We start from the raw sequence: 12,395 nt of genomic DNA, 5'->3' as shown, positions 1-12,395 counted from the left end.
ATCGAAGGAGCAATGCGATGACCGATCCGACCCCTGGCCCCAGCCGACGCCGACTGCCGGTGCTGCGCTACGCGCTGTGGTTCCTTGTGGCGGCGGTGCTGGCGCTTTTGGTTCTCGTCTGGGCCTTCGGCCGGGCCGAGATGCAGGAGGTGTCGGATGCCGCGCCCTTCGGCACCAGCTTTTCGCTGGTCGACCAGAACGGTGCGCCGGTCACCGAGGCGGCGCTGCACAGCCGCCCGACCGCCCTGTTCTTCGGCTTCACCCATTGCCCCGACGTCTGCCCGACGACGCTCTATGAACTGAGCGGCTATCAGAAGGCGCTGAAGGAGAAGGGCAAGGATCTCGGCATCGTGTTCGTGACGGTCGATCCCGAGCGCGACACGCCGGAGATCCTGAAGACCTATGTCGGCGCCCTGTCGCCGGACATCACCGCCGTCACTGGCAAGCCGGAGGACGTCGCGGCGATGCTGAAGGGCTACGGCGCCTATTCCAAGAAGGTGCCGCAGGGCGACGACTACACGATGGATCACACCGCATCCGTGATCCTTCTCGACAAGGCGGGGCGCTTCGTCGGCACCATCGCCTACGGCGAGAACCCCGACACCGCGCGGGGCAAGCTGGAGCGGCTCGTCACGCTGTGACGGGTTGGGCGGTCCGGCCGCCGGTTCAATTTCGGGAAGTGAGGTCGTGTTGGGTCAGGTTCGTTTCCATGCGCGCTCGGAGCGCGCGCCCGCCGAGGCGCTCTACGACCGGCTCGACCAGCGGTTCGGCGAGGAGGGCTCGCCCGTCGCGCTGACCGAGATCGACGAGGCCGCCCAAATCTTCGAGGTGTCCGTCTATTTCGAGGATGCCGAGACTGTGGACCTCGACGCCGTCCGGGAAGCGTTCGCCGACTTCGAGCCGGAGCGCGAGGACCTGCCGGAGATCGACTGGATGGCCGAGGTGCTGGCCGGGCTCAAGCCAGTTCGCGCGGGGCGCTTCCTGGTGCATGGGGCGCACGATCGACACAAGGTGCTGCCCAACGACCTGGCGATCGAGATCGAGGCGGGACAGGCTTTCGGCACCGGCCACCATGGCACCACCGCCGGCTGCCTCACGATGATCGAGACCGTGGTGCGTCGCCGCCGACCGCGCAACGCGCTGGATCTTGGCACCGGCAGCGCCGTGCTGGCGATCGCCTTCGCCAAGCTCGCGCGGCGTCCGGTGCTGGCGACCGACATCGACCCGGTCGCGATCGCCGTCGCGCGCGACAACGTACGGGCCAACGGCGTCGCGCGTTACGTTGAGACGGCAACGGCCACCGGCTTCGGCTCGCCGGCCTTCCGGCGCTCGGCGCCCTTCGATCTGGTGATCGCCAACATCCTCGCCGGGCCGCTGATGCAACTCGCCCCGCAGATGGCGCGGCATCTTTCCGACGACGGTGACATCGTCCTGTCGGGGATCCTCGACCGGCAGCGCGATGCGGTTCTGTCAGCCTACCGCATTCAGGGCCTGTTCCACCGGCAGACGCTGCGGCGCGGCGAGTGGGTCACGCTGCATCTCTGCCGCAACCGCGCCGGAGCGCTCTGATCGGACGGGGAGGGGCGGGAAGCCGCAGCGAGCCTTCGAACGACAAAGGGCCCGGCAATCTGCCGAGCCCTTTCAAATTCGCATGGGAGAGTGAGGCGAGCCTCGCGTCGCCGGTCAGGGACGCTGCGGTGCGCTCGCCTCGAACATCGAGCCGCGGCGCGAGATCATGTGGATCGTCGGCTCGGATTCCAGATACATCGGGCGGGCGGTGCCATGGGCGAAACGGCTGGACGGACGGGCGCGGTCGGCTCCCGGGCGGCGGGCGGTGGCGCCGATCTGCGTCGGGAAGGACCCGGTACGTTCGGTGCGGACGTTCAACATGCTAACCTCTCGGGACTGCTTTCTTGGGCTCCCTGAGACGTATATGCTGCATCGCGATATGAGCAGCTACCCCTTCCGGCGCATAGGTCCCCCGTCGAAGTTGCACGGCAATTCGTGCAAAATCTTCATCATTCCTTCACGAAAGGCTTGATCCGGGTCGGCCGCGACGCTGCTACTTCTCGTCCAGCATCTTCTGCAGTCGTTCGCTGACCACGTCGAGAGCGACCTCCATCGCCTCGAGCGACCGGTCGATCTCCTGCCTTTGATCCTGAAGCACGACCTTCTGATCGGCCATGCGCTGGAGCGCCACCTCGAGCTGCTTTCGCGCTCCGTTCGGCTGGTGGTAGACGTCGATGATCTGCTTGGCCTCGGTCAGCGAGAAGCCGAGAAGCTTGGCCGTCAGCACGAGCCGCAGGCGCATGCGGTCGCGGCGCGAATAGATTCGCGTCGTGCCCTGTCGCTCGGGCTGGAGGAGTCCCCGGTCCTCATAGAACCTCAGGGTACGCAGCGACACTCCGAACTCGCGGGCAAGATCGCCGATACGGAAGCTGTCCCCCACCTCGCTTGAACCCTCGGAGCCATAGCCCAGAAGGGTTTCGATGCTCAGACCGGCTTCTGTCTCGTCGTTCGGATCGTCCGACTTCGGATGTTTCATGATGTCTCACTCATCACCCGCCCATAACACACGAGTGTACTTCATCGCGACCATGATTTCGTAAGCCTGCCGCATGAAAAATATTTATCGGTGCAGGCGCCGGATCGACAAGGCGCGACGGGTCCAAATCCAGCCTCGCTCCCGGTTAGGTTTTTAAATCCTTAACCAGAGGACCACTGCTTAACCCTTCGTTAAGCCGCGCGGTCGTGAACTCAGGCAGAGCGGTCGTGCCCGCAGGCAGGCGGCGGCGGGCGGCGGAAGGAGCGGGACATGGGGCAGAACGAAGCGAAGGTGAGGCAGCGTCCCGAGGATGCGCCGGCGGCGTCGGACGGGTCGTTCTCGTCGCTCAGCAAGACGCTGGAAGATCTGGAGCAGCGGTTGAGTCGTCTGTCTTCCACCAAGACGGCCGCGGCCGCGCCGGCCGAGGAGCCGGCGGAGACCACCGCGACCCGATCGGCCGGTGAGAAGCTGCGCGTCGCGGCCGAGGCGCGCCGCGCCCGCCGTCCCTCGCTCACCGCCGCCGTCTCCAATGTCGCTGTCGAAAGCGTGCTGGCTTCAGAGGCGGACGAGCCGCATCGCCGGGCTGCCGCCGGCCGTCGCATCGGCACCATCGCCGCCGAGGTCGAGCAGCTGCAGATGCAGAATGCCTCGATTGCGCTGATCAAGGATCTGGCGGCCGAGCTGACCCTTCTGCGCGGCGACATCCAGAGCCGCATCGGCACCGACACCGACGAGCGCATCCGCGATCTCCAGACTTCGTTCGCCGAGTTGAAGCGCATGATCTCCGAGCGCGACGCGCCCGAGAGCATCGGCGCCGAGATCTTCGAGATCATGGAGCAGCTGACCGAGCTGACCGCCGGCACCGCCGACCAGGCGTCGCTCGAGGCGCTGCGCGGTGATCTCGACGCGGTCGCCCTGATGGTCGGGCAGATGGCTCGCGAGGAGTCGCTCGAGGCTGTCAAGCGCCGCTGGGATGCGTTCGAGACGCGCATCTCCGAGCACATGTCGCTCGACGCCGAAGCCAAGCGCAACCTCAAGGTCGAACTGGAGCGCCTGCGCACCTCGCTGCGTTCGCTCGCCACGGAAGACCAGGTGCTCGCGGTCCAGCAGCGCTGGGAGGAGTTCGAGGCCCGTTACCTCGATACCGCCCGCGTGCAGGCCGAGGAGTCGGTCGCCAACGTCCTACGCACCGAGCTTGACGGCCTGCGCGAGAAGCTCGACGCGATCGTCGCCGAGAACGGCCAGGAGGCGATGGACGCCCGCTTCGAGGCGCTCGCCGAGCGTCTCGACATCGGTGAGCTGGAGGCCGGCGTCGGCCGTCTCGGCGAGCGGATGCGCGAGATCGAGCACGCGCTCATGCGCATGCCCGAAATCCTGCAGATCGACCAGCTCGAAATGCGCGTCGCCGCGCTTGCCCAGAGCATCGAGATCCTGACGCAGGAGGTGCGCGAGCCCGACCTGTCGCATTTCGCCCTTCTCGAGGAGCGCCTCGACGAGATCGCTGCGGCGCTCGCCAGCCAGCCCGCCCCGGCGGTCGCGCAGATCGACATGGCGCCGGTGGAGCGCATCGAGGCGCGCGTCGCCGACCTCACCGGCCGGATCGACAAGCTGGCCGACCAGCGCGGCGTCGAGGCGCTGTCGTCGCAGATCGCGGCGCTGGCCGAGCGCGTCGAGGACATCGGCGCGGCCGCGCCCACGTCCGATCTCGGCGAGCGGATCGACACGCTGGCCGAGCGCGTCGAGACCCTGTTCCGCCGCACCGGCGGTGCCGACACGGCGGCCTTCGAAGAGCGCCTGACGGCGATCGCACAGCGTCTCGAGGACTCCGCTTCGGCGCGCGTCGTCGACCCCGAGGTCATCGTCGCCCTGGAAACGCAGATCACCCGCATGACGCAGATCCTGGCCGGCGTGCCGGGTGCGTCGGTGGAGGATGCCGGCGCCGTCAGCCAGCGTCTCGATGCGATCGAGCGCCAACTCGACGAGAACCGCGACAACGTCGTCGCCGCGGCCCGTGCGGCGGCCGAAGAGGCCGTACGGCGCATGAGGGTCGAGGACGCGCGCCGCGAGAGCGGCTTCGTCCAGGAACTCGCGCAGGACATGCGCAACCTCGAGGCCCTCTGCCGCGAGAGCGACGAGCGCACCTTCGGCGTGTTCGATGCGGTCCATGCGACGCTTCTCAAGATCGTCGAGCGCCTGACGCTGATCGAGCAGGAAATGCGCGGCCACCCGGTCGAGCGTGCGGCGGCCCCGATGCTGCGTCCCGCCACGATCGAGCCCGTGGCCATCGTCGAGGCTCCGGTGGCGGTGACGCCGCCGGCCGCCGAGATCGCCCCGGCGCCGGACGTCCCGGTGTTCGCCGAGCGCGCAAGCGCGGCCGACGCGGCAGCGGACGAGGAGCCCAAGGGACTGCGCGCTGCCCTCCAGCGCCATATCGGCCGCCGGAGTGCGCGCACGAAGGCCGACCCCAGCGCCGTGCCGAGCCTTGCCGAGCGCATCCGCCCGACCCCGATCGTCGAGGAGCCGTCCCTTGTCGACGCTCCGTCGTCGGAGGCCGACGAGCCGAAGGCTGCGGTTCTCGAAGCGCCCGAGCTTGATCCGGCCGACAGCCTGATCTCCCGCGAGGCCAACCGCCCGCTGGAGCCGGGCTCCGGCGCGCCGGACATCGCCGCCCTCATCGAGCGCGTCCGCCAGCAGCAGCGCGGCGAGGAGCCGGCGCCCGAGCCGATGGCGAAGGCAGACTTCATCGCCGCCGCCCGCAAGGCAGCCATGGCCGCCGCCGCCGAGGCGGAAGCCCTGCGCGAGCGTGAGGAGCGCGGCGAGGATCTGGTCGGCAAGCCGGCCGCCAGCCGCCGCAAGCCGATCCTCATGGGCGTCGGCGCCGTGCTGCTTGCCCTGATGGCCGTGCCGTTCGGCATCGATCGTCTGTCGCCGAAGCAGGAGGCCGCTGTCGGTCTCGGCGAGACCGCCACCGTTGCCGCCGCACCCGCACCGGTCGCCGTGCCCGAGACATCCGCGGCATCGTCCGAGCCGGTGGATGTCGCCGCCCTCGCTCGCCAGCCCATGCCTGCCGAGATGCCGTCGATGACGGAAACCGGTCCCGCCGTCGCGGAGGCTCCCGCCGCCCCGGCGATCCCGCAGGGCTTCGCGGAAACCGCGCCGGCTCGTCCGGACATGGTCGATGTCCCCTCGCAGACGTCGGTCGCCGAGCCGAGCCCCGCGCCGCTCGTCGAGACCGCGGTGGCGTCGCCTGCTGCCGTCGAGCCGGGCGCGCTTCTCGCCTCGGTGCGCCAGCAGCTTCCCGAAGCGGCCCGTGGCGCCATGCCCGCGCTGCCCCAAGGCATCGCGTCCGAGGCGCTCGCCAAGGCAGTCAGCGCCGAGGACCCGAAGGCCCTTTTCGAGATCGGCCTGCGCGTGATGGAAGGGCGCAACGCGCCGAGCGATCCCGCAGCGGCGCTCGCCTGGTTCGCCCAGTCCGCGACGCGTGGCTTCGCGCCTGCGCAGTACAGCCTCGGCACGCTCTACGAGAAGGGCAACGGGGTCGAGCGCAACGCGGCCACGGCCCGCGACTGGTATCTCCTGGCCGCCGAGCAGGGCAATGTGCGCGCCATGCACAACCTCGCGGTGCTCTATGCCACCGGGATCGACGGCAAGTCGGAGCCGGCGAACGCCGCCAAGTGGTTCATCCAGGCCGCCGACCACGGCATGCGCGACAGCCAGTACAACCTCGGCATCCTGTTTGCCCGCGGCGCCGGCGTCGAGCAGGACCTCGCCAAGTCCTACCGCTGGTTCGGCATCGTGGCATCGGCGGGCGACAAGGACGCCGCCGCCAAGATGCAGGAGGTCGGCAAGACCATGTCGCCCGAGCAGCGTCAGGCGCTCGACACCGAAATCGCCAGCTGGAGCGCGCAGCCGCGCGTCGAGACCGCCAACACGGTCGAGATCCCGGACGACTGGTCCGAGACCGCCGGCCGTACGGCCTCGGTCGACATGAGCCGCGCCATCCGCAACGTCCAGGCGATCCTGATCAAGCTCGGCTACGATCCCGGCCAGCCGGACGGCAAGGTCGGCGCCCGGACCGAAGCGGCGATCCGCCAGTTCCAGGGCAAGGCCGGCCTCGAGGCGACCGGCAAGGTCGACGAGCCGCTGATCCGCGCGCTTCTGGAGCGCAAGGACGCCTGAGACCCGGCGCTTCGCGTTTGACTTGGGGGAGGGGTTCGGGCCAAGAGGTCCGGACCCCTTTTCCGTTCCGGTGGATCGGCTTGGCGGAACCGCGCGCGTGACATTCTATCTCCCGATCGCCGAGATCACCGTCAACGTCTTCGTCATCGTCGGGATGGGCGCGGCCGTCGGCTTCCTGTCGGGCATGTTCGGGGTGGGCGGCGGCTTCCTGATCACGCCGCTCCTCATCTTCTACAACATCCCCCCCGCGGTCGCCGTCGCCACCGGCGCCAACCAGGTGATCGCCGCGTCGTTCTCCGGGGCGCTCGCGCACTACAAGCGCGGCACCGTCGACCTGAAGCTCGCCGCCATGCTGATCGGCGGGGGCGTCGTCGGATCGGTGGTGGGCGTCGGCGTCTACACGCTCCTGCGCCGGATCGGCCAGCTCGATCTCGCGGTCTCCATGCTCTACGTCGTGATGCTCGGCACGGTCGGCATCCTGATGATGAACGAGAGCCTGCGCGCCATGCGCCGGGTGCGCAGCGGCGGTTCGGGCGAGGTGCTGCGGCGCTCCGGCCACCACAGCTGGGTCCACCGCCTGCCGTTCAAGACCCGCTTCAAGCGGTCGAAGCTCTACGTCTCGCTGGTGCCGGTGCTCGGCCTCGGCTTCATCATCGGCCTCCTTGGATCGGTGATGGGCGTCGGCGGCGGCTTCATCATGGTGCCGGCGATGATCTATCTCCTGCGCGTGCCGACGAGCGTCGTGATCGGCACCTCGCTCGTCCAGATCATGGTGACGGCAGCCGCCACCACCGTGTTGCAGGCTGCCACCAACGAGACGGTGGACGTGGTGCTTGCCTTCCTCCTGATGCTGGGTGGCGTGGTCGGGGCGCAGTTCGGCGCCGAGGCTGGCCGCAAGCTTCGCGGCGAGCAACTGCGGGCGCTCCTCGCGCTCCTCGTCCTTGCAGTCGCCGGCCGGCTTCTGGTCGAACTCGTCGTGCCGCCCTCCGAGCCCTATTCCATCACGCTGCCGAGCGGAGAGAGCGGGTGAGGGCGCGGCGGAGCCTCATGGCCGCGGCGCTCGTTCTCCTGCTGCCGGCTGCGGCGCTGGCGCAGGACAACCCGGCACCCCTCGCCGAGACGTTCGAGATCGGCCTGTCCACCGAGACCATCTCCGTCGGCACCAACTTCGGCGGCTCGCGCCTCGTCGTCTTCGGCGCGCTGGACAATGCCGATCAGCGCCTCGTGCGCCAGGGGCGCTACGACATCGTGGTGATCCTGGAAGGTCCGCGCCGCGACATCGTGGTGCGCGAGAAGGAGCGAACGCTCGGCCTCTGGATCAACCGCGCGGCCGAGCGCTTCAACGGCGTGCCGAGTTCCTACTCGCTGGTCTCGACGCGGCCGCTGCGCGACATCGCCCCGGCGGTAACGCTGCGCCAGCTCGATATCGGCGTCGAGAACCTCGAGTTCGACGCGCCAAGCCTTCGCACCGTGCGCCCCGAGCGCAAGGCGGAATTTTCCGACGCGGTGAAGCGGCTCGGCGAGCAGTCGGCGCTTTACGGCCAGACATCGGGCGGGATCGAGTTCGTCAGCGCGACCCTGTTTCGCGCCAATCTCCAGCTGCCGGCCGATCTGCCGGTCGGTCGCCACGTCGCGCGCGCGATCCTGTTTCGCGAAGGGATCTTCGTGCGAGAGAGATCGGAGGATCTCTGGGTGGTCAAGACGGGCGTCGAGAGCCAGATATCCCGCTTCGCCGCGACGAACGGCTTCTTCTATGGGCTGCTCGCCGTCGGGGTGGCGGTGTTCACCGGCTGGTTCGGCCGGCTTGTCTTCAAACGGGACTGATCGAAAATGCACGACGACGCTTCCTCCGCCCTGCCGCGCAGCCGGGCCGAGCAGATGGTCCGCGCGGCCTGGATTCTCGGCCTCGGCGGCTTGGTGCCCTTCTTCGTCGGCGCCTGGATGATCGTGACGGGGTCCGAGGTCATCCCACTTCCCGATCTGCCCTTCGTGGTCCTCTCCTACGGCGCGGTGATCCTGTCCTTCCTCGGCGGCATCCGCTGGGGCGCGGCGCTGAACGAGCCAGGCCGCCAGAGCCCGACGACGCTGGCGCAGTCCGTCATCCCGGCGATCTTCGCCTGGGTCTGCACGCTGCTTCCCTCGCCGTGGTCCTTCGTCGGGCTGGCGGTCGCCTTCGCCGTGCAGGGGGTCTGGGACGTCGCGGCAATCCGCGCCGGGCGCATCACGACGCCTTGGTTCGCGCCGCTGCGCATCGTGCTCACCGTCGGTGCCGTCGTCGCGCTGGCGATCACCGCCTATGCCTCGGCGCAGCCGCTGGCCTACTGAGGCTCAGCCACGGCTCAGCGAGGCGAAGGGGATCGGATAGATCCGCGCCGCGCCGATCACGTAGGCGCGCGCCGTCTCGGGCCGGAACAGGCCGGCGAACGGCGCGCTGAGGACGTTCAGCCCGCCCGTCGTCACGCCGAAGGACGGCATCACCATGCGCGCGCCGTCGCTCGCAAAGCACGGCCCTCGCACGCTGCGACCGTTGCCGCTGACGCGCGCGGACGGATGCAGATGGCCGGCGACCTCGCCGGCCCGTGCCCCCGGCGTCGGCTCATGTCGGAAATGCCAGGGCCCGATCGAGACCTCCTCGGCGCAGAACCCACCAAGACCGGCAGGCGGCTCCGGATCATGGTTGCCCTCGATCCAGATCCAGTCGCGGCCGGCCATCGCGGCCTTAAGGCGGGTGCGCGGCTCGTCTGGCATCAGGCCCGCGCCGTGCCGGTCGTGGAAGCTATCGCCGAGCGCCACGACGACGTGCGGCTGGTAGCGGTCGAGCGCGGCCTCGAGCAGCAGGAGCGTCGCCTGTGTGTCGTAGGGCGGCAGGAACATGCCGCGCCGGGCAAAGGCCGCGCCCTTTTCGAGATGGAGGTCGGAGACGACCATCAGCCGCTCGGCCGGCGCATAGAGGACGCCGGAGGGGTCGCACACGACGTCGCCGCCGTTCAGCACCGTCTCGAACCCCGGCGCTTCGCCCTGCCGCATCCGGCGATGGATCATGTTCATGCGTTCTGCGTCCGGGTCGTCCATGTTCCTGAAGCGTTCTTGGAATCGATAAATGGCGGCGAAGGCAAGGCGGTGCGACGATCGGCACTTGATTCCGGCGCCGGTGCAAGACATTAAGACATCGCACAATGGACCCGGCGCGCCGGGTGGCTATGCCGGGCGCCTATCCCTCGGCCAATCCAGCGACGTCCAGACTCCTCGCGATCGAGCCTTTCAGGGCTTCCGACGTCGCCGAGATCCTCGTTGTTTCCACTCATGTTTTCGACTGATAACCTCCGGGCCGAATGGCTCGGCAATGTCCGTGGCGATCTCCTGTCCGGCCTCGTAGTGGCGCTCGCGCTGATCCCCGAGGCGATCGCCTTCTCCATCATCGCGGGCGTCGACCCGCAGGTGGGGCTCTACGCCTCGTTCTCCATCGCCGTCCTGACCGCCATCTTCGGCGGCCGGCCCGGCATGATCTCGGCCGCCACCGCGGCGACCGCCGTCCTCATGGTCACGCTGGTGCGCGACCACGGGCTGCAATACCTCTTCGCCGCGACGGTGCTGGCGGGCCTCGTGCAGATGGCGGCCGGGTTTCTCCGGCTCGGCGACCTCATGCGCTTCGTCTCGCGCTCGGTGATGACCGGCTTCGTCAACGCATTGGCGATCCTGATCTTTCTGGCCCAGATGCCCGAGCTGATCGGCGTTCCCGACATGACCTACGTTCTGGTCGCCGCCGCGCTCGCCATCATCTACCTCTTCCCGTATGTGACCAAGGCGATCCCGTCACCGCTGGTGGCGATCGTCGCGATCACGGCCGTGGTCCTCGCCTTCGGCATCGACGTGCGCACGGTCGGCGACATGGGCCAGCTTCCGTCGAGCTTCCCGAGCTTCTTCCTGCCCGACGTGCCCTTCAATCTCGAGACGTTGCAGATCATCCTGCCCTATTCGGTGGCGATCGCACTGGTCGGGCTTCTGGAGTCGCTGATGACCGCCCAGGTCGTCGACGATCTCACCGACACCGGCTCGGACAAGAATCGCGAATGCTTCGGGCAGGGCATCGCCAACTTCGTCACCGGCTTCTTCGGCGGCATGGCGGGCTGCGCGATGATCGGCCAGTCCGGCATCAACATCCGCTCGGGCGGGCGCGGGCGTCTGTCCTGCGCCTTCGCCGGCGTCGCGCTCCTCTTCCTGATCGTCGTGCTCGGCAACTGGGTCGCCGTGATCCCGATGCCGGCGCTCGTCGCCATCATGATCATGGTCTCGATCGGCACGTTCGACTGGGCTTCGCTGAAGAGCCTCATCACGCATCCGCGTCGCTCCTCCGTCGTGATGCTGACGGTGGTCGTGATCGTGGTCTGGACCCACAATCTCGCGCTCGGCGTGTTTGCGGGCGTGCTCCTGTCGGGCCTTTTCTTCGCGTCCAAGATCGCCCAGATCTTCGCGGTCACCAGCGTCGCGTCGAACGACGGGCGCGCACGGACCTATGTCGTCGAGGGACAGGTCTTCTTCGCCTCGGCCGGGCGCTTCCTGGAAAGCTTCGATTTCCGAGAGCCGCTGTCGCATGTCACGATCGACGTCAGCCGCGCCCATATCTGGGACCTCACCGGCGTCGGTGCCTTGGACAAGGCGGTCCTGAAATTCCGAAAGGCCGGCGTTGCCGTCGAAGTCGTCGGCCTCAACGCGGCCTCGCAGACGATCGTCGACAAGCTGACGATCCAGAACCGGGCCGACGCACTGGAGCTGCCGGCGGGCCACTGAGGACGACGAGGCGACGCGGAAATTCACCGCGTCGCTTCGCTTCCAGTGCTTCCGAATGGTCCCGGAAATGCCTGCGACGACTAAACCTTCCGTAAGGGCGGAACTTCGGTAACGCCTCCGTGTTCGCACAGAACCTTCGCTCCTCAAGGTTTCGTGATCATGGAAAGCACCGCCCTGTTGATCGGCTTCGTCGCGATGTCGGTCGGCTCCCTCGCCATCTACGCGACGGGCTCGAAGTCCAATGCGATCCGCCATCACACGCAGATCCACGCGCTCGTCCCGTTCATCGCTGCGACCGCCTATCTCGCGATGTATCTCGGCAATTTCGTCTGGGATCGCGGCGATGGTGCCCTGGTCTACCTGCCGCGCTACGTGGACTGGATCTTCACGACGCCACTCCTTCTGGCCGGCCTCGTGGCGCTGGCCCTGCATGAGCACCCGCGTCAGGGCGGCTACCTCACCGCCATCATCGGCCTCGATGCGCTGATGATCCTCGCCGGTCTTCTGTCGGCCATCAGCCTCGACGGCACGACCCGCCTGATCTGGTTCCTGTGGTCCTGTGCGGCGTTCGCGGGCGTCTACTACCTTCTCTGGGGCCCGCTGCGCGAGCGCTCCGCCAACTACGGCGGCGACCTCGACAAGGTCTATCGCCAGAACGCGCTGCAGCTCTCGGTCGTCTGGCTGGCCTACCCGGTGGTGTTCGCGCTCGGACCCGAGGGCTTCGGCACGATCTCGTCGGCCGCCAGCGTCTGGGCGATCCTCGTTCTCGATGTCGCGGCCAAGGTCGGCTACGGCTTCCTCGTGGGCGAGCGGCTGAAGACGGCCGAGCCGGAGCTGGAGCGCCGCGAGGCGCGGCGTCTGGCCTGACGACCGGGGGACGGTG

The 12,395-nt window shown here is 68.4% G+C and carries 11 protein-coding genes and 1 other annotated feature; of the genes, 8 read left to right on the top strand and 3 right to left on the bottom strand.

The genetic code is table 11. The annotated features are described in order from the left end of the window. The first annotated feature begins 17 nt into the window (after positions 1–17). A complete protein-coding gene (locus ACLNGM_RS18800; protein ID WP_416356109.1) occupies positions 18–641 on the top strand; it encodes an SCO family protein in 624 nt (207 codons plus the stop codon). A gap of 49 nt (positions 642–690) precedes the next feature. Next, positions 691–1,569: a 50S ribosomal protein L11 methyltransferase gene (locus ACLNGM_RS18795; RefSeq protein WP_416356108.1), complete on the top strand. Its 879-nt coding sequence runs from the start codon at positions 691–693 to the stop codon at positions 1,567–1,569. Positions 1,570–1,683: 114 nt separating this feature from the next. Here the strand turns inward: ACLNGM_RS18795 and ACLNGM_RS18790 are convergent, their stop codons facing one another. Both ACLNGM_RS18790 and ACLNGM_RS18785 read right to left on the bottom strand, forming a co-directional pair. Continuing rightward, a complete protein-coding gene (locus ACLNGM_RS18790; protein WP_055888443.1) occupies positions 1,684–1,890 on the bottom strand; it encodes a hypothetical protein in 207 nt (68 codons plus the stop codon). Between the two features lie 172 nt (positions 1,891–2,062). Beyond that, on the bottom strand, positions 2,063–2,545 hold the full coding sequence (locus ACLNGM_RS18785) for a MerR family transcriptional regulator (RefSeq protein ID WP_416356107.1): 483 nt from the start codon (positions 2,543–2,545) through the stop codon (positions 2,063–2,065). A gap of 270 nt (positions 2,546–2,815) precedes the next feature. Between ACLNGM_RS18785 and ACLNGM_RS18780 the strand changes: the two genes are divergently transcribed. From ACLNGM_RS18780 to ACLNGM_RS18765, 4 genes are all read left to right on the top strand, one after another. Next, complete coding sequence (locus ACLNGM_RS18780) at positions 2,816–6,724, top strand: peptidoglycan-binding protein (protein ID WP_416356106.1); 3,909 nt, start codon at positions 2,816–2,818, stop codon at positions 6,722–6,724. Between the two features lie 97 nt (positions 6,725–6,821). Next, positions 6,822–7,754, top strand: coding sequence for a sulfite exporter TauE/SafE family protein (locus tag ACLNGM_RS18775; protein WP_416356105.1), 933 nt, complete (start codon positions 6,822–6,824; stop codon positions 7,752–7,754). Between the two features lie 17 nt (positions 7,755–7,771). After that, positions 7,772–8,548, top strand: a complete 777-nt coding sequence (locus ACLNGM_RS18770; protein ID WP_416356104.1) for a TIGR02186 family protein — start codon at positions 7,772–7,774, stop codon at positions 8,546–8,548. A 6-nt stretch (positions 8,549–8,554) separates the two neighbouring features. Next, positions 8,555–9,049 carry a DUF3429 domain-containing protein gene (locus ACLNGM_RS18765; RefSeq protein WP_416356103.1) on the top strand — a complete coding sequence of 165 codons (495 nt, stop codon included), beginning with the start codon at positions 8,555–8,557 and terminating at the stop codon, positions 9,047–9,049. A 3-nt stretch (positions 9,050–9,052) separates the two neighbouring features. Here ACLNGM_RS18765 and pdeM read toward each other — a convergent pair whose 3' ends face one another. Continuing rightward, positions 9,053–9,772: a ligase-associated DNA damage response endonuclease PdeM gene (gene pdeM / locus ACLNGM_RS18760; RefSeq protein WP_416356102.1), complete on the bottom strand. Its 720-nt coding sequence runs from the start codon at positions 9,770–9,772 to the stop codon at positions 9,053–9,055. A 127-nt stretch (positions 9,773–9,899) separates the two neighbouring features. Continuing rightward, positions 9,900–9,952: a sequence feature (sul1 is cis-regulatory element that is thought to sense ions involved in sulfur or methionine metabolism; They are found in Alphaproteobacteria), on the top strand. A gap of 75 nt (positions 9,953–10,027) precedes the next feature. Here pdeM and ACLNGM_RS18755 point away from each other — a divergent pair. Further along, positions 10,028–11,512 (top strand): SulP family inorganic anion transporter, encoded by a 1,485-nt coding sequence (locus ACLNGM_RS18755; protein WP_416356101.1) that lies wholly within the window; start codon positions 10,028–10,030, stop codon positions 11,510–11,512. A 159-nt stretch (positions 11,513–11,671) separates the two neighbouring features. After that, on the top strand, positions 11,672–12,379 hold the full coding sequence (locus tag ACLNGM_RS18750) for a bacteriorhodopsin (protein WP_416356100.1): 708 nt from the start codon (positions 11,672–11,674) through the stop codon (positions 12,377–12,379). Positions 12,380–12,395 lie beyond the last annotated feature (16 nt).

Source organism: Aureimonas phyllosphaerae (assembly GCF_047943035.1).
In the GTDB taxonomy this organism is placed as follows: Bacteria; Pseudomonadota; Alphaproteobacteria; order Rhizobiales; family Rhizobiaceae; genus Aureimonas; species Aureimonas phyllosphaerae.
This window is presented reverse-complemented; position numbering and strand designations above follow the sequence as displayed.

Excerpts from the sequence above, each read along its gene's own strand:
- ACLNGM_RS18800 (WP_416356109.1), top strand. The coding sequence starts at position 18 with ATGACCGATCCGACCCCTGGCCCCAGCCGACGCCGACTGCCGGTGCTG.
- ACLNGM_RS18790 (WP_055888443.1), bottom strand. The coding sequence starts at position 1,890 with ATGTTGAACGTCCGCACCGAACGTACCGGGTCCTTCCCGACGCAGATC.
- ACLNGM_RS18785 (WP_416356107.1), bottom strand. The coding sequence starts at position 2,545 with ATGAAACATCCGAAGTCGGACGATCCGAACGACGAGACAGAAGCCGGT.
- ACLNGM_RS18780 (WP_416356106.1), top strand. The coding sequence starts at position 2,816 with ATGGGGCAGAACGAAGCGAAGGTGAGGCAGCGTCCCGAGGATGCGCCG.
- ACLNGM_RS18770 (WP_416356104.1), top strand. The coding sequence starts at position 7,772 with ATGGCCGCGGCGCTCGTTCTCCTGCTGCCGGCTGCGGCGCTGGCGCAG.
- ACLNGM_RS18765 (WP_416356103.1), top strand. The coding sequence starts at position 8,555 with ATGCACGACGACGCTTCCTCCGCCCTGCCGCGCAGCCGGGCCGAGCAG.
- pdeM (WP_416356102.1), bottom strand. The coding sequence starts at position 9,772 with ATGAACATGATCCATCGCCGGATGCGGCAGGGCGAAGCGCCGGGGTTC.
- ACLNGM_RS18755 (WP_416356101.1), top strand. The coding sequence starts at position 10,028 with ATGTTTTCGACTGATAACCTCCGGGCCGAATGGCTCGGCAATGTCCGT.
- ACLNGM_RS18750 (WP_416356100.1), top strand. The coding sequence starts at position 11,672 with ATGGAAAGCACCGCCCTGTTGATCGGCTTCGTCGCGATGTCGGTCGGC.